Consider the following 21,741-nt stretch of genomic DNA (forward strand, 5'->3'; position numbering starts at 1 on the left):
TTGCTGCTTTTATTCAGATTTACTCGAAAATTAGCGTTAACTGTTATCAATAGTGTCATTTTAAAATATTGTATTCTTATTTTTCTTTTATATAAAAATAAAATAATTAGTGACGAATTTTTGTTATTCTTAACCTCGCCTTAATAATCTAGAGTTGCTGTATGAGGAATAATGTGACCACGCATAGTCATAATGTTGGATTTGATCAGTTTATGCAGGCGATAACGCCTTTTTTTAGCGCTGAAAATCGGTTAACCAGCTATTTACAACGCTATGCCTATGGTACTGATGCCAGTTTCTATCGTTTAGTACCCAAACTGGTGTTACGCGTTGAGCATCTTGACCAGCTTATCGAATTACTAAAACAAGCTCACAACTATCAGATCCCTATTACATTCAGAGCGGCGGGAACCAGTTTGTCTGGTCAGGCTATTACTGATTCGGTATTGGTATTATTGTCCAGTGCATGGCGGCACATTGATATTCTTGATGACGGGTTTAAAGTCAAATTGCAGCCTGGGGTGATAGGAGCTCAGGCGAATCAGGCATTGTTGCCTTTTGGTCGCAAAATTGGTCCCGATCCGGCTTCTATTGGCAGTTGTAAAATTGGTGGGATTGCGGCTAATAATTCTTCCGGAATGTGCTGTGGAGTCAGTCAGAATAGTTATCATACCCTAGCTGATATGACGCTGGTGTTTGCCGATGGCAGCGTACTGGATACTCAGGACTCAGCGTCTAGACAGCAGTTTATTCAACAACACCCGGATTTGATTCAATCACTGATGCAGATGGTGGTGGAATTAAAAGCCAATCCTCAATTAGTGGACAAAATTCAGCGCAAATACCGTTTAAAAAATACTACCGGTTATGGGGTAAATGCGTTAATTGAGTTTGACGATCCTATTGATGTGATCAGTCATTTAATGATTGGTTCGGAAGGAACGCTGGGTTTTATTGCCGACATCACCTATCACACTATTGCGTTGCCGGCATTTAAAGCCACTGGATTGTATGTTTTTGATGATATGCATATTGCCTGTCAACTTGTGCATTTATTGGCTAATGAAGCCGTGGATGCGGTAGAAATCATGGATGCCAGGGCATTAACATCGGTACAGTCAAAACTGGCGCGTATTATGGATATGCCCTCATTGACACCTGATAGTGCTGGGTTATTGATTGAATTTGGTGCAGATAATTCAGCTGAATTTACTCAACGCCGTCAGCAGATTGAACAAGCAATTGATGCATTTCAGGCTAACTTACTTGGTTGTCAGGCATTTACCCAACAAGCTGAATTGATTGATGCCATGTGGCAAGTGCGCAAAGGTATGTTTCCTGCGGTGGGAGCAGAACGAGAAGCGGGCACTACCGTTATTATTGAAGATGTCGCGATGCCGTTGGAGGTACTGGCCGATGGGGTAGGCCGTTTGCATCGACTGTTTACCCGTTATCACTATGATGAAGCGATTATTTTCGGCCATGCGTTAGCCGGTAACCTGCATTTTGTATTTACCCAGTCATTTGATACGCCTGCGGAAGTTGAACGTTACGAACAGTTTATGGCAGCGGTAGCACAGCTGGTGGCGGTGGAATATCAAGGTTCACTGAAAGCGGAACATGGCACAGGTCGCAATATGGCCCCTTTTGTTGAGTTGGAGTGGGGCAGTGAAATTTATCAATTAATGCAGCGAATTAAGCAATTATTCGATCCGGCTGGAATTTTGAATCCGGGAGTGATCATTAATGCTGATCCCTTGGCGCATTTGCGTGAACTCAAAACGATGCCTGCCGCGGATGATATTATCGACCAATGTATTGAATGCGGTTTTTGTGAGTCGGTTTGTCCTTCTAAAGATCTGACTCTGACTCCGCGACAACGTATTACCCTATGGCGTCGGCTGAGCGAACTTAAACAATTGCAGCGATTGCGTCCATTAACGGCCGAAGAGAAATTGCAATCCAGTCAATTGGAACAAGACTATCAGTATTATGGTATTGATAGTTGTGCCGCCACCGGATTATGTGGTCAGCAATGTCCAGTGGAGATTGATACTGGCGTCTTTATAAAATCACTCAGAGCACAAAATGCGAAGGCGCAGGGAATCGCCGGGTTAGCTGCACGGCATTTTTCCACAGCCAGTGCGATTGCCCGCTTTGGACTAAGCACCGTTAGACAAGTGAATAAACTGGTGGGAGATCGCACGACTCATGGTGCTTTTAGTGTGTTAAATACACTTAGTGGTAAGCACATTCCTAAATGGTATCGTCATTGGCCAACGGGGGCCTCTAATCGCACGGTTTCAACTGGGCAACACCAAACTAAGATGGTGTATGTAAGCTCATGCGCCAATCGCGTGTTTGCAACCGATCCTGATGCAAAAGACCAACGTTCTATTCAGCAAGTACTCAAGTCGGTATTGGATAAAGCTGGCATTGAGATGATAGTGTCGCCATCGGAAGCTGAATTGTGCTGCGGTATGCCATGGGCGTCTAAAGGCCAGAACCAGTTGGCAGCCACCAAGCAACAACAACTCAACCAACAAATCGAAGCCCTATCTGAAAACGGTCGTTGGCCGGTGGTGTTAGATGCCAGCCCTTGTGCACTGACGTTAAAAGACAATCCCAATATCAACGTATTGGAATTGACAGAATACTTGGCGATACACGTGCTTGAACGGTTACAAGTGACTCAATCCAGTGAGTCGGTATTACTGCATAAAACCTGTAGCAGCCTTAAAATGGATGGTGGCCGTTATCTTGAGCAAGTGGCCCGTGCTTGTAGCGATAATGTGAAGATTCCAAATAATATACATTGCTGCGGATTTGCCGGTGATAAAGGTTTTTTTGTACCAGAATTGAATGCCAGTGCTTTAGCGGACTTAAAACAGCAAGTACCTGCTGGCTGTGAACGAGGGGTGAGTAATAGCCGTACTTGCGAAATCGGCTTGTCCCATCACGCGCAAATTCCTTATCAATCTGTGTTGTATTTGCTCGATGAGGTTAGCGGGTCTATAGAGGATTAGATCATCTATGCTTGCTAAATGAGATAGCAAGCATAGCGACTCTTTAGTGTTATACCTTCCAGAAAATCCCTTTACGGTACATTTGGTACATTACCAAGTAGGACACAATCAAAAAGCTGATCGCAAAGGCCAGAGAGCCGTTCAGGTTACCCAGCAGTGGTTGGTATATTTCGCTGTATAACCAGCCTTTAAGCGACGTTTGACCAACAGGGATCATGATAATAATCCGGCCCACAACACCAGCAAACATAAAAAAGGCGATGCTGTTGGCACCAAACACCACAAACGGTGCGGTCCAGCTACGTTGCTGTTTTATATCTATTAACCATAGTAGCGCCCCCAACATAAAGCAGGCATAGCCACTGGATAACATTACAAAACTGGAGGTCCACAGCGCTTTATTGATAGGAAAGACGAAGGACCAGCATTCACCGGCAATAATAGCGATTATGCCGACCAACAGTAATATATTGGCTTTTTGAATATTTGAACGAGCCGGGTGGGTAAGCCATTGGCCGACCAATACCCCGCTTAAACAGCCAGCAATAGCTGGTAAGGTACTTAATACGCCTTCAGGATCAAAGGCAAAGGGGGTCGCGTCAGGGTAATATAGATGGGTTTTATCCATTAACAGGTTATCCAGCCAGGCACTGAGATTGTTACCATATTCGAGTAAGCCTTGATATACATGTCCGGCATTATCTGAATAGGCCACTTGAGTCATGAGAATCCAATAACCGAGCAGAATCGCGACCATCCAGACGGCTCGCCCTAAGGTTTTAAAAGCCAATACCAGTAATACGCTACAAAAATACACCAGCGCTATACGCTGCAATACACCCAAAATACGGATTTGCTCCAGTCGTTGGTTTACCCAACTAAAATCCGGATCGCGAAAATTGTAATAAAACAGCGCCAAAAACCAGCCGAGTAAGAATAGTTTGCATGTACGAATTGCCGCATGTTGGATGATGGCGATACGGCTATAGCCGTTGTCGAGTTGCCGACCAATGGAAATGCTGATGGAAATTCCGACGATAAAAATAAAAAACGGGAAAATTAGATCAGTTGGCGTCCAGCCATGCCAGTGAGCGTGCTCTAAAGGGCTATAGATATGCGCCCAACTCCCCGGATTGTTAACCAGGATCATGGCGGTGATGGTGATCCCGCGCAGCGCATCAATGGCCAGCAAACGATGGGCTGGTAGTTTGTCCAGTATGCTGGAGGTATGTTGCTGTAACCAGCCCATTGTGGTTCTCCTATTACTTGATGGAAACCGGCAATGCACCGGTTGCTTCCAGTTTACCGGTTAAAATATCGGCGACAGCGTTAAAAATCGGTCCTTGATATTGGCTAACTAACCGCCCGTAATCATCTATATAGTGAGATTCTCTAAGATTATGCGCGAAGGTTGCCAAAATCGCATCGGAGTAGGGAGCATATAAAGGGACGTTATAAGGGGTGCGCATGCTGATAAAAATACTCGGTTTACCCAGTGCTTTGGCTTGTTGCATCAAATCCAGCAGGGTAGCGGTTTGGGTTTTTTTATCCGCACGGTCTCGCCATTGCTGAATATCATCCATCCCACCCATTTCAGCCATGCTTTGCTGTGGAGTAATATCGGCAGAAATGACTAAATCAGCCTGTTTAATTAATGTCATGGCATCGCCGGGCGTTTTTCCGGCCAGACTACTACAGCTGAAAGTGACTTTAGGCAGACGGGTTTTAAGCGCTAAGGTCATGGCCATGCACTTGGTTTTATCCGGCATGTTTAAGTGTACCGTCCGAATCGATTTCGCGAGTGGATAAACGCCATTATTGGCAATGCTAACAATGGCATTGTTAGCCAGCTCTTGTTCAATTTCACGATGAGCTTTGTTGCCTAGCACGCCGTTGGCTTTAACAGTCGCTATGTCTACATCCTCAGGAATTAACTTATCAATAGCATATTGTTGTTTTAAGGCATCAATACGTTGTACTGATTGGGTAATTTCCTGTTGATCTAAACGACCATCAATGACGGCTTGACTGACATCGCGGATCAGTTGTTTAACTTTGGCAAAGTCTGCCGGAGAGCGCACCGAAACAGGCATCAAAGCAATATCGCTACCCGCATGAAAGGTCTGGATCACCGCTTCGGTCGGATCAAAAAAGTGGGCAATTCCGGCCATATTCATTGCATCGGTGACAATAACGCCCTGATAGTTCAATTCGTGACGTAATAAATCGGTAAGAATTTTACGTGACATGGTGGCTGGCAGAATAGTACTGCTGCCATCTTTGGCAGTAAATTCGGTATCATCCAGCTCAGGGTATTGAATATGAGCGGTCATAATCATACCCGGAGCACTATTATCAATGGCATATTTAAACGGTTTTAAATCTATGCTATCGATAGTTTTTCGATCGTGATCAACCCGCGGTAAACCGGTGTGGCTATCCACATTGGTGTCACCATGGCCGGGAAAATGTTTAAGCGAAGAAATAATGCCCTGTTGTTGCATCGCATTCATTTGTGCCAAGCCTAACTTAGCAACTAAATCGGCATCTTCACCAAAGGAACGTACGTTAATCACTGGATTATCAGGGTTTACATTAACATCGACTGTGGGGGCGAAGTTGACATTAACCCCCAGCGCTAACAGCTCTTTGGCGATCACACTGCCTGTTTGTACGGCAAATTTAGTACCGTTAACTTCCGCGCTGGCACCAATGGCCATATTACCGCTAAATGAAGTGCCTAAACTGTGTGGAATACGCACCACGCGCCCACCTTCCTGATCAATTGAAATCAGTAAAGGCTGATGTCCTGCTTTTAAGGCGGCTGTTTGTAAGTCTTTATTTAACTGAATAATTTGCCGCGTATCCACCAGATTATTGGCAAACAAAACAATACCGCCCACATCGGTGTCGCCGATTAATTTGGCAAGAGAATCGGGTAGCGTGGTAACCGGAGTGGTACAACGTTCACCCTCTTGTAGCTCAGGACAAAAATAGCGAATATCGAGCATGATTTTCTGGGCAATTTGGGCCTCTAGCTGAGAGTTGAACTTAGCTGATGGAGGAGACTGAACCGCACATGAGGCCGTTATCATCGCCCCAAGCACAACATATAAATATTTAATCGAAAATTTTGACATTACTGAATCCTAATCAACACGCTATAACACAAAATAAATTGCCCTCAATGTACCAGAAGTAAACCAAAATGTAATGGTTAAATTATTTTTAAATTGACCATTTAAAGGAATTATTTATTATTTATTGGCTGAGTGGAAAACATAAAAAAATCCCCGCATAAGCGGGGATTTGTATATTTACCGAGTAACCCGTCAGCTAAGCTGAAGGTTAGCTGAAGGTTAGCTGACAAGGTTAAAAAGCAACATTCACCGACAATTGAATTCGACGAGGGTTGATTAAGTTACGTGGCTCACCAAATGTAGTGTTAGACACATAGGGGTCGTAGTTATAACCGGTTTGGTTATCAAATACGTTATACACATCGGCTCTAAAATCCAATACCAAATCTTCGGTTAAATTGAAGTTTTGTACGTAGTTTAAATCCAGCTGCCAGTGACTTGGTTCACGGCGACTACCGGCCGGTTCTGCATAGCGAATGGTTGAGCTGGAGTAGCCATAAAGTGATCCATCCCATGCTTCCCATACATCACCAGATTGAAATACGAATCTAAAGCCAATATCGGCATTCCAGTCGGTTGTATAGTAACCCATGGCTTTTAAAACATGAGGCTTGTCACCGTTTAGATTACCGTATTTGCCATCCCATAACATGCGACCTGCGCCATCACCCAAGTTAGATGAACCAATAAACAAGTTATCGTCTGAGGCACCACTGGTAATATCCTGATCATAGTTACCAAAATAATGGCTCCATACGTAGGATACATTTAAGTAGGTGCGATCACCGATGTATTCACCTTCGACACTAAATTCATAGTATTTGTTTTCGGCACCATCCAGCTCTGCAATAACATAGGAGGAACCGCCGACTTCATCACGGAACGCGTCCAGATTATCAATATATAAGCCTTTGGCAGCAATGTCGGCAGGTACACCACCAAACGGGCTCTGATAGTTACCTAACAAACGCAGGTTGTTAGGTACATCTTCCCATGGATGGAAGGCTTTACGCTGACGTATATGAGTACGGACCAGTAAATCGTTAGATAAATACTTAGTTGCACCAATAGTAATTTCATCGGTACGACGCGGAGACATATCCTCTACAAAGAATTTACCTGAAGAGCCTGATGCAGCAGTGTTGCCTATAAAGTCACCGTTAACATCGAAGTACACTAGTTGAGTTGATTGGCTATTGCGCGCCCATGAAGCTGCACGAGCCAGCGAGCTGGTTTCAGGGTTATAACTGGCAAAGTTAACAAAGACGGTATCTTGTCCACTGTAATTCCAGGTAACACCTAAACGGGGTTGAATCATATCCAAAAAGTCAACTTCATACATTTTGTATTTATGACCTTCAGCCAACTCATAACCGGAAACATTCGTGGAGTTTTCCTTCAAGCCCTGTCCGTACAGAATATCGTTACTGAACATGAAGCCAATATTGTAAGTAAAGTCGCCATCGTGAATGGTGTCATTTAATTCAATATTATAGTTTTCCGATGATGAGACGATAGGAGGTACAGCACTACCTTCAGCCGCTCCTAAACTCATTTGCTGAATAGTAGCTCTATAGTAAACCGGTACGTCACTTTCAAAGTTGTCAGCATTTTCTCCGCCTAAGAAGCTGATTGCTCCCCAACCGTTGGATAAACGGGACAGAATTTCTTTGTTTTCTTTCCATTGGAAGCCCACGTGCAGGTTGTGCACCATGTCGCCCCATTCCATTTCATGATCCAGTTTTACTTCGAAACTCTTACGATAGAAATCCTGGTTATTAAATGTGGAACCGTAACCGACTGAACCACCGCCAGTTAACTGACCATCATCACCAATATAACCATATTGATCGATTAACCCTTGCGCAGTGACATTATCGAAAACATCACTGTCCGGTTTTAAATTAGGCACGTTAAACAGGCCTAATTCATCCAGCATGCTCAGGTTCAAAGAATCGCCAATACTCGGCATAACGCCAGTTGCGATGTTATCTGGACGACCACCACCTTTATTTTTAAAGTCATAATATTGGAAGGTTAAAGTAGTGTAGTCATCGATTAGATACGAACCATCCAAGGTTAAAATATCTTGCTCAGTGGTTGAACCTTCTGACGTCGAATCAGCATCAAATGCACCAACAGACTCACCTTTACCTTCTCTATCAGAAGTACGGTAACTTAGATTTAGTAACAATTCGTCAGTCGGCGCCCACGTTAATTTACCAAAATATTCTTCACGAACACTTTTATAGTCTTTAACTTCACCTCGAGCGTTTTCTTTATTGGCTCGCTCTACCACTGGGCGATAGTATGAACCATAGAAAAATAATTCGTCTTTAATGATAGGGCCACTAACACTGCCACTTAACCAAGTTTTGTCATCGGTATATTTAGTACCATCGGCATCATCTTTATCGGCCACGAAGCTTTTAGGTTGGATGATATAACCCACGTTAGCGTGAAAATCATTGGTACCGGATTTTGAGGTGGTATTAATCGCTAAACCACCAGAACGGTTAAAACCAATGGCTTTTGAGCCACCGCGATCAATTGAGACGTTGGCAATATCCTGAGTAGAAGGTTCCGATGCGAGGTTACCAAACATGGGTAAGGATACATCGACACCATCAAAGCCGTATTTATTATCACGACCTGAACCTCCCGCAGAGGGGCCTAAGGTTGTCATTTCACTGTACTGAACGCCCGGTACGATGGCCAATAGGTCACGGTAATCCTGACCGGTTGGCACTTTATTAACGACGTCTTGGCTTAAGGAATTACTTAACGACGAATCACCGCTACGGACAATTTTTGAACCCGTAATATAAATGACTTCCGTATTATCTTTAGCCGTATCTTCGAATGCCACATTGACATTCGATGCTTGTTCTAAAAGCACCTCTACCGTAGTTTGACGAACCGTTCCGTCAGCTGAAGTAAAGGTTAAGGTATATTCACCAGGTAACAACGCCGGTAGATTATAGCTACCATCTGGCTTGGTGGTAACGGTACGCGGTTTAGGCATTACGTTACTTGATGCGGTAACCGTTACCCCGGCAACCGAGATGCCGCTGACTTCCGTGGTTACTTTACCTTTAATACTACCGGCTTGTTGTGCCATCGCGGGAGTACACACTAAAGCACTAGCCAGCATCATTGCTGAAATTGAATTGACCGGCGAGCTCCAAGCTCTGCTGGTTGCCTGCGCGAGGCGTTTTTTAATAAAATTAGTTGTTTGCATAGTCATGTGTCCCACCTTTGTTTTTATTAAGTATTTTTATAATTTTTGGCAATCTGATGCTGCCGAAATAGATCATATACAGCAAAATACCTATATGTGTTTCATCTACCATTTAACAAAGAATAGCCTAGTTCGTCAAGAATATTATTTTCTCTATTTATTTAATACTTAGTAATAATTTATCTTTAATTTTATATGTAAATATTTTTTAGTTATTAATAGGGGCGTTAAAGCCGTTTTTAGTGTGGTTTCGATTTGATTTGAACCGTAAAAATAAGGAATTTTATATTCACAATGGCCGTTTAAAAATAAGTGATATAAATTGCCTGTCGGAATTATGTGGATAATCGCTACCGAAGTTGTCACCTTTGCAAGGATGATGGCACAATTGCTGAAATAACCGCATGAAATATTTATTCTCAAATGTTATAAATGAAATAATTTTTTATTCTACTGTGAGTGATGTTAGTAATGGCTAGACAAAATCGGCAGCCTCTTATGCTTAAACTAGCGCCTTTGGGATTGGGTAAATCTGTCTTAATTGGTGTTTTCAGTGCTGCATTATTAAGTTGTGCAAGTTTCCCTATCGAAAAAATGCAATCCCATAATTACAGCCAGCGGATCAAATTTTTGGTGATGCATTTTACGGCAATTGATTATCAACAGTCGGTAACCGCGTTAGTGGATGAAGGTGGGTTAAGTGCTCATTACCTGATCCCGGAAAGTCATGATCCAAGTTATCCGGATGATGAGTTGAAAGTATTGCAATTAGTCGACGAAAACGAGCGAGCCTGGCATGCCGGATATAGTCATTGGCAAGGACGGGATGGAATTAATGATCAATCCATCGGAATAGAAATCGTTAATGTGCCAACCTGTAATCGTGCCGAGCCAGTGCAGAGTGAAATTATTGCTGAGCAGCATGAGAATGGTGCTGATCGGCTGTGCATTTTCCCCGATTATGATCCTAAGCAAATTGAGCTATTGATCGATTTATCCAAACAGATATTGGCACGTAACCCGGATATTGAACCTACCGCTATTATTGGTCATGCGGATATTGCGCCGACTCGTAAAAACGATCCGGGTCCGCGTTTTCCCTGGTATCAATTGTATAAAGCGGGCATCGGTGCATGGTATGACAACGATACTATCGACAAGTATTGGAATATGTTCAAACAGTATCCTCCCACTATCGGCCTAGTACAGCATGCTTTGCATAGCTACGGATATGGTATTCAGGAAACCGGTCAGTTCGATCAACAAACCCTTGATACTATCTCGGCCTTTCAAATGCATTTTTTGCCTTGGCAGGTATCAGGAGATGCTGATAGTAAAACGGCCGCCGCAGTTTTTGCCTTACTAGACAAGTATTTCCCAGCCAAGTTGACTAGCTTGCTTGAACGCTATGAATTGGAAAAAATTGCTCCAGAGCAACCAGTGGTCGCAATGAAAAACGGCCAGATCGATCAGGTGTTTCCTGAACAAAATCGCAGTACTCGCGAGTTGGTCAATGATCGCGGTATTTTCAAAGCCTATCAGGGCCGAGGTGAGATAATCATTGATAATATTGACGCAACATCGGCAGATATTTATATCAATGGTGAAAAACTCAATATTGATCTACCGCTTAAGCCATACCAACGCTATCAATACAGTTTGGCACGTCGCACTAAAGATGAAGACAACACGTTACGGGTTGATAATGTTCAACCGGAAGGAGCCAGCCTTAACATTCGCATTCCTTACCCTGAACTTGTGGATGCAACGGGGCAAAATAAAAACCGTTTCGCACAGGTAGACAAGTTAATTAATACCGACATTGAAAATGGCTTTCCAGGCGCTGTATTAATGGTGGTTAAAGATGGCAAAATTCTGAAAAATACGGCCTATGGCTATGCACGCAAATATGCTGATGGCGGAGCACCTCTGACTCAGCCGGTACCCATGCGCACCGATACACTATTTGATTTAGCTTCGAATACCAAAATGTTTGCCACTAATTTAGCGCTGATGAAACTGGTTAGTGAAGGCAAGCTCGATGTAAACCAGCCCTTGATGAAGTATATGCCTGAATATCGAGGGGGCGGCCGTGAAATGCGCTTAGTCAAAGACTTGTTAACTCACAACGCTGGTTATGCACCGCAAGTCCGCTTTTTTACCCCAGATAATAATTTGGGCGAGGCGTTCTTCTCACAAAATGCGGCTCGGACGAAACAACTTTTATTAACTCAAGTACCGTTTGAAGTGGGACGCCAGACAAAACGCATGTACAGCGATACGGATTATATGTTGTTGGGCCTGTTGGTGGAACGCCTTACCGGAATGCCGCTGGACAGTTATGTGGAACATGAGATCTATCAACCATTGGATCTGCAAAACACCTTGTTCAATCCACTTAAAAAAGGTTATTCCAAATCGCAATTCGCGGCCACCGAAATACACGGTACCAGCCGGGGCGGTCGGATTAACTATGACAATATCCGTACCTATGTATTGCAAGGTGAGGTACACGATGAGAAGGCCTTTTATTCTCTAGGTGGTGTTGCCGGTCATGCCGGATTATTTTCTACCGCCAAAGATATCGCCGTATTGTCACAAGCGTTGTTAAATCGCGGCGGCTACGGTGACAAGCAACTGTTTAGACAAGATGTACTGGATCAATTTGTCAAACCGGATGATGGTGATGGAAGCTTTGGTTTAGGTTGGCGCCGTGCCAGCAATGGCGAAATTAAATGGCATTTTGGGCCTTATGCCAGCCCGTTAGCCTTTGGTCACACCGGTTGGACGGGGACAGTGACAGTCATCGATCCGGAACACGATTTGGCAATTATCTTACTGACTAACGCTCGTCATACCTTAATAGAAGGTGACGACAAGCATTATGAATTCTTGGGTAAAGAGTTTGAAACCGGCAAATACGGCAGTGTGGTATCGCTGATTTATGAGGCCGTTCTTAATAAGAAATAGCTACGAGTGACGAGCTAAAAGCAAATTAAGTTTCGAGTGGAGAGCTTCGGGCTGCGCCTCTGTGGCTAATGTCTTAATTATTTGAATTAAAAGGAAAATAATCATGCGTAGGGTAATTGTTTGTCTGGGTTTAGTCGTGTCGTTATCACTACAGGCGAATCAGGCTAGTCCACTTACTGAACAGCAAATTGATCAGGTGGCCAAAAGGGTAATGCAGCAGTTTTCTGTGCCCGGTGCCGCAGTCGGCGTGGTTTATCAAGGTAAAGTTGTGCACGCCAAAGGTTATGGGGTGAAAGACATTCGTCACCCGGAGCAAAAGGTTGACCTCAATAGCCTGTTTAAGATTGCCTCTAATACAAAAGCTTTTACCACCGCCGCCTTAGCCATATTGGTTGATGAGGGCAAACTCCGTTGGGATGACAAAGTTGTAAAATACTTACCCGATTTTAAATTGCATGATCCATGGGTTACGGACCATTTTATTATTAAGGATTTACTCACTCATCGCAGTGGTCTGGGGCTAGGAGCGGGAGATTTAATGATTTGGCCAAAACCTTCCAGTTTTAGCCGTCAGGAAGTAATGCATAATTTACGCTATTTAAAACCCGCTGGGGAGTTCCGGGCCAGCTATGCCTATGACAATCTGCTGTATATTGTTGCGGGAGAACTGATTCCTGCCATTACCGGAATGCAATGGGAGGACTTTGTTGAGCAAAAGATTATGCGCCCATTGGGCATGCAGCATTGCTTTGCAGGCAAGGTGGCTGCGGACAACATGGCCGATATGGCGACACCTCACGGTATTGTTGAGGGTAAGTTACAAGCGATTGAGCGTCCTGAGCGCGAAGGTCCCGCGGTATCATCTGCCGCCGGAGGAATAAAATGCAGTGTGACCGATATGCTGAAATGGCTGCAACTGCAATTGAATGAAGGCCAATATGGGGATGGCAAACAGTTGTTTTCTGTTGAACAGCATCAGGCCATGTGGTCATCCGAAACCATTATGCCGGTCTACGACAGCGCCAAACGTCGCGATAATACTCATTTTAGTACTTATGGTTTAGGTTGGCGTTTGAATGACGTAAATGGTTACTTGCGCGTACATCACACCGGTAGTTTAGCTGGAATGTATTCTTTTGTGAGTTTTTTTCCGGAACTCGATTTGGGGATTGTTGTCATGTTAAATCAGCAATCCAGTAATGCTCGTAGTGCGATGATGTATTCCATCATGAAATCTTATTTGCCGGTCGCCCCTCATGACTGGGTGGCAGAGTTTATACCTAAACCCAAACAAGATGATGTACTACAGGAAGATACGTCGAACAAAGTAAAAGCTGAGTTGTATCACCTTGATAAACAACATCAATTATCTGATTATGCCGGTCGTTATCAGGATCCTTGGTTAGGCGTATTTACCCTGTCGTTGCACAATGACAAATTGATAATGAGCTCCGAACGGGTCGTGCAATTGGTTGGTGATATGCAACCTGTGGCATCAGACAAGTTCTTGGTACGCTGGAATGATCGTAGTTTGGAAGCGGATGTATTTGCCATTTTTAATCGTGATGACAAGGGCAATATTCAGCAAATGTTATTGATACCGGAATCGGACGATATTGATTTCAGCTATGACTTTCAGGATCTGGATTTTAAAAAGTTACCTTAAAACCAACAGGAAAAATCATGACCTTGCGTATTGTTTATGTTTTATTGGCTTTATTTGTTGCTCCGTCGTTAGTCGCCAAAGAACAAGCGGCAGTGGCAATGCCAGACAAGTTCAGCGCTGATGTGGCTAAAAGTATCTTGCAACAAGGTGGTAATGCGGTAGATGCAGCCATTGCCGCCCAGTTCACTTTAGCTGTGACGTTACCCGAAGCCGGTAATATCGGTGGTGGCGGTTTTATGCTGGTGTATAAAGATAAAAAAGCCGACTTTATTGATTATCGCGAGAAAGCCCCTTCTGCTGCCCAGCGAGATATGTATCTGGATAAGCACAAGAATGTTATCCCGAACAAGTCGCTATACGGTATTTTTGCATCGGGTGTACCGGGTACAGTATCCGGAATGTGGCTGGCTCATCAGAAGCACGGTTCATTGCCATGGAAAACCTTGGTTCAGCCTGCGGTGGATTTGGCTAAAAATGGTTTTGTCATGCCAGATAGGTTAGCCGGATACATTGGTCGTTACATTCAGCGTATGAGTAAAAAAGACATTAACCTGAATTTTGCGACCTATTTTGGTCACGCTGTCGGTGGTGAAATCTTTAAACAGCCAGAATTAGCCGCGACCCTTGAACGCATTCGTGATCAAGGCTATGACGGTTTTTATAAAGGCAAAACGGCCGATATTATTGCGTCATTTATGCAAAAGTCCGGTGGGATTATTAACCAGCAAGATTTGGCGGCCTATCAGGCTCAGCAGCGTACACCAATCCAATCAGACTGGCGCGAATATCAAGTGTTAACCTCACCACCACCCAGTTCTGGTGGAGTGGCAATTATGCAATGGCTGAAGATGTATCAAAAAGTCAGCGCCGGATTACCCGCAATGGAGCATAACAGCCTTCCTTACGTACATATTCTGGCCGAGATTGGTAAACGCGTGTTTGCCGATAGGGCCGAATATTTGGGTGACCCGGATTTTTATCAGGTACCGTTAACACAGCTGATTGACGACGCCTATATTACCCAACGATCGGCGGGGATCAGGGTGGATAAAATTTCTACTACTGAGGATATTAAACCCGGTTTACACGAAAGCGAGGAAACCACTCATTTTTCGATTATGGATCAGTGGGGCAATGCGGTTTCCAATACCACCACGATTAATTTGGGTTTTGGTAGTGGCGTAGTGGTCGAAGGGGCAGGCTTTATCCTGAATAACGAAATGGATGATTTCAGTTCTAAACCCGGTGTAGCCAACGTGTTTGGTGCAATTGGTGGTAAGGCTAATGAAATTCAGCCACATAAACGTATGTTGTCCTCCATGACACCGACCATTCTACTGAAAGGTGATAATGTCTTTATGATCACCGGTTCACCCGGCGGCACCACTATTATTAGCTCGGTCTACCAGTCTATTCTCAACGCGGTGGTGTATCACATGAATGCCCAGCAGACGGTGGATAGCCCACGTTTCCACCATCAGCTGTGGCCTAAAAACGTGATCCGTTACCATGATGGTTTAAAACCAGAAGTGACAAGTGGTTTGCAGGATATGGGCTATCAGCTGGACAATCGTCATTTTGGTGACATGCAGACCATTATTAATCGTGATGGTCAACTTGATGCCGCTTCCGAGTCCAGCGGACGTGGACAGTCTTACGTATTCTGATTAGTCTATTAAACAAAGGCGGATATGGTTATATCCGCCTTGTTATTATCCCGCCTTTTTAAGTTTATTGCCTTGCGCCATACATTTTTTGTTTTTGCATAAAAACTGCTCCATTACCTGATTGTGTCGAAGTGAATCTGCGGTAACAATATTTTTAATATGTTTACGTAGCCAGATTAATCCTCCGTCGCGGTCTTGGCGCTTATGCCACAAACTGGAAAGCTGTGACATTTGAATATCCAGTGGTGCTTTGGTGGCGGCTAATTCCCCGTTAATAATGGCCATTTCCACTGTTGCGGTGGGTACAACGGCAATAAGATTGCTGTTTTTTAACAACGGCACCACCGCTGAAAAGTGATTAACTGTACAGGCGATACGTCGAGTTAGTCCTTCCTGTAATAACGCGGCATCGGTCATACCGGTAGGATCTCCCGACAGCGATACCAATAAATGATCGGCAGCCGCGAATTCTTTTAAACTTAAATTGGCTTTAGCCAGTTCATGACCCGGACGCATAGCACACACATAGCAAGGTGTCATGAGGTGTTCACTGCGTATGACGCTGGGAGTCTTATTAATGGCGCCTACCACCATATCGACTCTGGCATCATCGAGTAATTGCTCAGCATTGGTCAAGGTATAGGGAATGGCATGTATATCAATGCCTGGCGCTTCCCGCTCTATTATCTGGCGTAACGGTGCCCATAGCATATCGACAAAAATGTCAGCCATCGAAATGCGGAATGAGCGTTTGGCGGTGGCAGGATCAAATTCACGGGGATCAACAGCATCAGCCAGTAACCCCAGTGGATGTTTTATCTGATTCCATAAATTTTGCGCATAAACGGTTGGTTGGATATTACGTCCATCTTTAACAAAAAGTTCGTCCTTCCAAACGGCTCTCATTCGGCTTACTGCGTTTGAAACAGCCGGTTGAGTCATAGCCAAGCGATCCGCCGCACGGGTAATGGAACGCTCTGTCATCACGGCATCGAACACCATCAGTAAATTCAGCTCTTGTGGTCTCATCAATATAGCCCCTGTTTGAATTGCGAATTACTATACATCATTTTGTGTGATGTATTCTGTATGAATATATAATTATTTTTATTTTAATTGGACGTCCATACTGCACTCCGTCGAAAGAATTTTGGTTGAGGAGCTAAAAATTATGGAAACCCCTTTAATTGTAAAATCGGTCTTGTTCGTCAGCCTTATAAGTGTGCTAACTGCCTGTGGCAATGCGGAATCGGAACAACAACCTGCGGCTATGCCAGCACCACAAGTTAGCGTGGCAACAGTGGTTAATGAGCGACTGACTGAGTGGGATGAATTCACCGGTCGTATTCAGGCCCCACAAACCGTAGTGTTGCGTCCCAGAGTCTCGGGGTATGTTGATATTGTGGCCTTTAAGGAAGGCAGTATCGTCAATGCGGGTGATACGTTATTTTTAATTGATAATCGTCAGTTTAAAGCGGAAGTCAAAGGCCTAAAAGCCGACTTGCTCTACGCGCAGAGTCAACTGGATTTAGCGCAACGCGAGCATAAACGTGCGATTGAATTATCGGCTAAGCAGGCTATTTCAGCTGAATTACTGGATAGCCGTATGGCCAGCGTGCAGCAAGCCAAAGCCAAAGTTAAGTCGGTGGGGGCAGCGCTGGACTTGGCCAAATTAAATTTGGGTTACACTCGAGTTGAGGCACCAATTACTGGCCGCGTATCTAACGCACTCATTACTCAGGGCAATTATGTCACTGCCGGGCAGAGCATTCTTACCAGTATTGTCTCTACACAAAAAGTGTACGCATATTTTGATGCGGATGAACAAACTTATCTGAAATACAGCAAGCTGGCTCAACAAGGCGAACGTCCTAGTTCCAGAAATGTGCGCAGTCCTGTGATGATGGCGCTAGCCAATGATAGTGAATTTACCTATTCAGGCGAACTGGATTTTCTGGATAACCGTGTCAATGCGACGACTGGCACGATCCGTGGCCGGGCGGTTTTTGATAATCAGGATGGTAGTTTAATTCCCGGTTTGTTTACTCGATTGAAATTGGTCGGTAGCGCCAGTTATAACGGTATCCTAATCGACGATAAAGCCATCGGCACCGATTTGAATAACAAATTTGTGCTGGTATTGGATGATCACAATACCTTGCAATATCGCGCGGTCGAGCTGGGTGAAAAGCTGCATGGCTTGCGGATTATCAAGTCCGGCCTGTCTGCCGGTGAAAAAATTGTGGTTAATGGTTTGCAGCGAGTCAGACCTGGAGCTGAGGTCACGCCGCAAAATGTGGATATGGTGGCGCAACATATTATTCAACAGATCCACACTGAGCAGCAGCGTATCGATGCGGCACAACAGACAGATGAAACGGCGAGTATTGGCACCGGGCATCTGCTTGAAAGTGCTGTGGTGGGAGGTTAAACATGAAATTCTCCCAATTTTTTATCCATCGACCGATATTTGCCGGTGTGATTTCACTGATTATTTTTATAGCCGGTGCCATTGCCATGTGGCAACTGCCTATTACTGAATATCCTGAGGTAGTGCCGCCTACGGTGGTGGTTAATGCGACCTATCCCGGCGCAAATCCCAAAGTGATAGCCGAAACAGTGGCCACACCTCTGGAACAAGCCATCAAAGGCACCGAGGATATGTTGTATATGTCCTCGCAGGCCACTTCTGATGGACGTATGACATTGACCATTACATTTGCCATTGGTACCGATGTAGATAAAGCCCAGACATTAGTACAAAACCGGGTAAATCGTGCTTTGCCGCGTTTACCGCAGGAAGTACAGCAACTCGGTGTCGTCACTCAAAAGTCATCACCTGACTTGACCATGGTGGTGCATTTAACCTCACCTAACGATCAATACGATATGTTGTATCTGTCCAACTACGCCAACTTGTATGTAAAAGATGAGTTAGCGGGTTTGAATGGGGTGGGGGAAGTCCGTCTTTTTGGCGCCGGTGAATACAGTATGCGGGTATGGCTGGATCCGGATAAGGTTGCGGCTCTGGGACTTAGTGCAAGTGATGTAGTGGCAGCGATTCAGGAGCAAAACAAGCAAGCAGCGGCGGGGAGTTTGGGGTCACAACCCACCGGAGATAGCGAATTTCAGTTACTGATCAATATAAAAGGCCGATTAAGTAGCGAAGAAGAATTTGGCAATATCGTGATTAAAGTCGGTGAGCAGGGACAAATTACTCATTTAAAAGATGTTGCTGAAGTCAAAATGGGCGCCGACTATTACGCCTTGCGTTCTTTGTTGGATAACAAGTCAGCGGTGGCAATTCCAATATTCCAGCGTCCCGGCTCCAACGCCATCCAGATTTCTGATGACGTCCGCGCCAAAATGGCCGAATTGAAACAGTATTTCCCCGCCGGAGTGGATTATTCGATTGTTTACGACCCCACCGTGTTCGTGCGCGGCTCCATTGAGGCAGTGGTTAAAACGCTGTTTGAAGCGTTACTGCTGGTGGTATTTGTGGTGGTACTGTTTTTACAAACCTGGCGTGCGTCAATTATTCCATTGGTGGCCGTGCCGGTTTCGCTGGTTGGTACCTTTGCGATTATGCATTTATTGGGATTCTCGTTAAATGCGTTGTCGTTATTCGGGCTGGTGTTGGCGATTGGTATTGTGGTGGATGATGCCATTGTGGTGGTTGAGAACGTCGAGCGTAATATCAGTGAAGGTTTAGCCCCCATCGATGCAACCAAAAAAGCCATGGGGGAAGTGACCGGGCCAATTATTGCTACCACACTGGTCTTGGGCGCGGTGTTTATTCCCACTGCTTTTATGTCGGGCTTAACCGGTCAGTTTTATAGTCAGTTTGCGTTGACTATTACCATCTCTACCGTGATTTCAATGATTAACTCATTAACATTGAGCCCGGCATTGGCCGCAGTGTTACTAAAAGATCACGACGCCCCTAAAGACGGTTTGTCCCGATTGATGGATAAAGCATTAGGTGGATGGTTGTTTAATCCGTTTAACCGTTTATTTGCCAAAGGCGGCAAAGCTTATGCCTATGGAGTGAAAAAGATAATCCGTTCTGGTGGCATCATTCTGACGTTATACGCGGGATTATTGGTATTAACCTATGGTCAGTTTGTGTCAACGCCAACCGGTTATGTACCGGGACAGGATAAACAATATCTGGTGTCCTTTGCCCAGTTACCCGATGCCGCTTCACTGGATCGTTCCGAAGCCGTTATCCGTGAAATGTCACGTATTGCGTTAGCGCATCCGGGGGTGGAATCGGCAGTGGCATTTCCCGGTTTGAGTATCAACGGTTTTACCAATAGTCCGAATAGCGGCATCGTGTTTGTGACCTTAAAACCCTTTGCCGAGCGCAAATCAGCGGAGTTATCAGCCAGCGCGATTGCCGGTAGTCTGGGCCAGCAGTTTGGCAGTATTCAGGACGCCTTTGTGGCGATCTTTCCGCCCCCGCCGGTGCAAGGCATGGGAACCATCGGAGGGTTCAAGTTGCAGATTCAGGATCGTGGCAATATGGGTTACGAGGAACTGTATAAAGTGACTCAGCAAGTGATTCAGAAAGCCTGGGCGACGCCGGAACTGGCCGGGATTTTCTCCGGTTATCAGGTTAATGTTCCGCAGTTAACCGTGGATATCGATCGGGAAAAAGCCAAGGCACAAGGCGTGGCGATAAACGATATTTTTTCTACCATGCAAATCTATTTGGGATCGCTGTACGTTAATGATTTCAATCAGTTTGGCCGCAATTACAAGGTTAATATTCAAGCCAAGGATACCTTTAGACAGGAGCCTGAACAGATTGGCCAAATTAAAGTGCGTAATAATCGTGGCGACATGATCCCGTTAGGCTCTTTCTTGAAGGTAAGTCATTCTGCCGGACCAGACAGGGTTATGCACTACAACGGTTACACCACCGCAGAAATCAATGGTGCTGCATCACCTGGCTTTAGCTCAGGGGAGGCCCAGGCTGCGATTGAGAAGATTCTGGATGAAACCCTACCTATTGGTATGAGTTACGAGTGGACAGATTTAACCTATCAGCAATTATTAGCCGGCAATACTGCCATGTTGATTTTCCCGTTAGTGGTGCTGTTAGTGTTTTTGGTACTGGCGGCGCAGTATGAAAGTCTCAGTTTACCGCTGGCGATTATTCTAATTGTGCCTATGACGTTATTATCGGCCATGACCGGCGTGATCCTGACCCATGGTGACAACAATATCTTTACCCAGATAGGCTTGATTGTGCTGGTAGGATTGGCGACCAAAAACGCCATACTGATAGTCGAGTTTGCCAAGGAGAAAGAAGATCAGGGATTGACCTTGATGGAAGCCATTATGGAAGCGACTCGCTTGCGCTTGCGCCCCATTTTGATGACCTCGTTTGCCTTTATAATGGGCGTGGTACCGATGGTCATGGCGACCGGAGCGGGAGCCGAAATGCGTCATGCCATGGGGGTGGCAGTATTCTCAGGAATGTTAGGGGTCACCTTCTTCGGATTATTGTTAACGCCGTTGTTTTATCATCTGGTCAGACGGCGAGCCGCCAAGCGCAGTACCCACAAGTTAGAACATTCTTCACCATCCAAACAGCAAAACGCTGCCTGAGCTAGCGTGGTATCTGCGACGGTGACCACTCCAAATTAAGCCGTTGCAGATACCTCTTTAGAGGCACTTGTCACCATCACAAATACCGCTCCTTAATCTGGTTTGTGCTGGTGGTAAGTTGCCTCGTTTTATCATCTAACGTCCTCCCACCCCAGTTTACAGATTATTCCTTCTAAAACTTGGTTAAAGAATACTATGACAACGCTTAATTGGATTTAAATAGTTAACATTTGAATAAAAAAGTTTCCATTTAAACGCAAGAGTTAATATATGAACAAAAATATGCAGTTTTATTGCGTGGTTCATATTTCCAATTAGTCTAAGTATCAAGTTATCTATAACAACATTCAGTCTTAATGGCTGAGAAAAATAAATGCCTACAAACAGTGAGTTCTGCGCGCTTTATCCTGCGTGT

10 protein-coding genes are annotated in these 21,741 nt (G+C 44.7%); 6 read left to right on the plus strand and 4 right to left on the minus strand.

Going from position 1 to position 21,741, the window contains the following annotated elements; all coding sequences use genetic code 11:
- Window positions 1-173: 173 nt before the first annotated feature.
- Window positions 174-3,026: an FAD-binding and (Fe-S)-binding domain-containing protein gene (locus ACTD55_RS01190; protein WP_438862470.1), complete on the plus strand. Its 2,853-nt coding sequence runs from the start codon at window positions 174-176 to the stop codon at window positions 3,024-3,026.
- 49 nt (window positions 3,027-3,075) lie between these two features.
- Here ACTD55_RS01190 and ACTD55_RS01195 read toward each other — a convergent pair whose 3' ends face one another.
- From ACTD55_RS01195 to ACTD55_RS01205, 3 genes are all read right to left on the minus strand, one after another.
- On the minus strand, window positions 3,076-4,275 hold the full coding sequence (locus ACTD55_RS01195; protein ID WP_438862471.1) for an acyltransferase family protein: 1,200 nt from the start codon (window positions 4,273-4,275) through the stop codon (window positions 3,076-3,078).
- Window positions 4,276-4,288: 13 nt separating this feature from the next.
- Window positions 4,289-6,166, minus strand: a complete 1,878-nt coding sequence (locus ACTD55_RS01200) for a glycoside hydrolase family 3 protein (protein ID WP_438862472.1) — start codon at window positions 6,164-6,166, stop codon at window positions 4,289-4,291.
- A 232-nt stretch (window positions 6,167-6,398) separates the two neighbouring features.
- Window positions 6,399-9,413, minus strand: coding sequence for a carboxypeptidase regulatory-like domain-containing protein (locus ACTD55_RS01205; RefSeq protein ID WP_438862473.1), 3,015 nt, complete (start codon window positions 9,411-9,413; stop codon window positions 6,399-6,401).
- A 492-nt stretch (window positions 9,414-9,905) separates the two neighbouring features.
- Here ACTD55_RS01205 and pbp4b point away from each other — a divergent pair, with 492 nt between their 5' ends.
- The 3 genes from pbp4b (at window position 9,906) to ggt (ending at window position 15,710) form a co-directional block, all read left to right on the plus strand.
- A complete protein-coding gene (pbp4b, locus tag ACTD55_RS01210; RefSeq protein WP_438862474.1) occupies window positions 9,906-12,377 on the plus strand; it encodes a penicillin binding protein PBP4B in 2,472 nt (823 codons plus the stop codon).
- A gap of 103 nt (window positions 12,378-12,480) precedes the next feature.
- Window positions 12,481-14,043, plus strand: coding sequence for a serine hydrolase (locus tag ACTD55_RS01215; protein ID WP_438862475.1), 1,563 nt, complete (start codon window positions 12,481-12,483; stop codon window positions 14,041-14,043).
- 17 nt (window positions 14,044-14,060) lie between these two features.
- On the plus strand, window positions 14,061-15,710 hold the full coding sequence (gene ggt / locus ACTD55_RS01220) for a gamma-glutamyltransferase (protein ID WP_438862476.1): 1,650 nt from the start codon (window positions 14,061-14,063) through the stop codon (window positions 15,708-15,710).
- A gap of 45 nt (window positions 15,711-15,755) precedes the next feature.
- Here the strand turns inward: ggt and ACTD55_RS01225 are convergent, their stop codons facing one another.
- Window positions 15,756-16,739, minus strand: a complete 984-nt coding sequence (locus tag ACTD55_RS01225) for a LysR family transcriptional regulator (RefSeq protein WP_438862477.1) — start codon at window positions 16,737-16,739, stop codon at window positions 15,756-15,758.
- A 142-nt stretch (window positions 16,740-16,881) separates the two neighbouring features.
- Here ACTD55_RS01225 and ACTD55_RS01230 point away from each other — a divergent pair, with 142 nt between their 5' ends.
- Together ACTD55_RS01230 and ACTD55_RS01235 are read left to right on the plus strand one after the other, a co-directional pair.
- Window positions 16,882-18,141 (plus strand): efflux RND transporter periplasmic adaptor subunit, encoded by a 1,260-nt coding sequence (locus tag ACTD55_RS01230; RefSeq protein WP_438862478.1) that lies wholly within the window; start codon window positions 16,882-16,884, stop codon window positions 18,139-18,141.
- Window positions 18,142-18,143: 2 nt separating this feature from the next.
- A complete protein-coding gene (locus tag ACTD55_RS01235) occupies window positions 18,144-21,326 on the plus strand; it encodes an efflux RND transporter permease subunit (RefSeq protein WP_438862479.1) in 3,183 nt (1,060 codons plus the stop codon).
- The last annotated feature ends 415 nt before the right edge of the window (window positions 21,327-21,741 follow it).

This window comes from Neptunicella sp. (assembly GCF_048268085.1).
Lineage (GTDB): Bacteria > Pseudomonadota > Gammaproteobacteria > Enterobacterales > Alteromonadaceae > Neptunicella.

What these genes read in the sequence shown, in the direction of transcription:
- ACTD55_RS01195 (WP_438862471.1), bottom strand. Translation starts at nt 4,275, where the DNA reads ATGGGCTGGTTACAGCAACATACCTCCAGCATACTGGACAAACTACCA.
- ACTD55_RS01200 (WP_438862472.1), bottom strand. Translation starts at nt 6,166, where the DNA reads ATGTCAAAATTTTCGATTAAATATTTATATGTTGTGCTTGGGGCGATG.
- ACTD55_RS01205 (WP_438862473.1), bottom strand. Translation starts at nt 9,413, where the DNA reads ATGACTATGCAAACAACTAATTTTATTAAAAAACGCCTCGCGCAGGCA.
- pbp4b (WP_438862474.1), top strand. Translation starts at nt 9,906, where the DNA reads ATGCTTAAACTAGCGCCTTTGGGATTGGGTAAATCTGTCTTAATTGGT.
- ACTD55_RS01215 (WP_438862475.1), top strand. Translation starts at nt 12,481, where the DNA reads ATGCGTAGGGTAATTGTTTGTCTGGGTTTAGTCGTGTCGTTATCACTA.
- ggt (WP_438862476.1), top strand. Translation starts at nt 14,061, where the DNA reads ATGACCTTGCGTATTGTTTATGTTTTATTGGCTTTATTTGTTGCTCCG.
- ACTD55_RS01225 (WP_438862477.1), bottom strand. Translation starts at nt 16,739, where the DNA reads ATGAGACCACAAGAGCTGAATTTACTGATGGTGTTCGATGCCGTGATG.
- ACTD55_RS01230 (WP_438862478.1), top strand. Translation starts at nt 16,882, where the DNA reads ATGGAAACCCCTTTAATTGTAAAATCGGTCTTGTTCGTCAGCCTTATA.
- ACTD55_RS01235 (WP_438862479.1), top strand. Translation starts at nt 18,144, where the DNA reads ATGAAATTCTCCCAATTTTTTATCCATCGACCGATATTTGCCGGTGTG.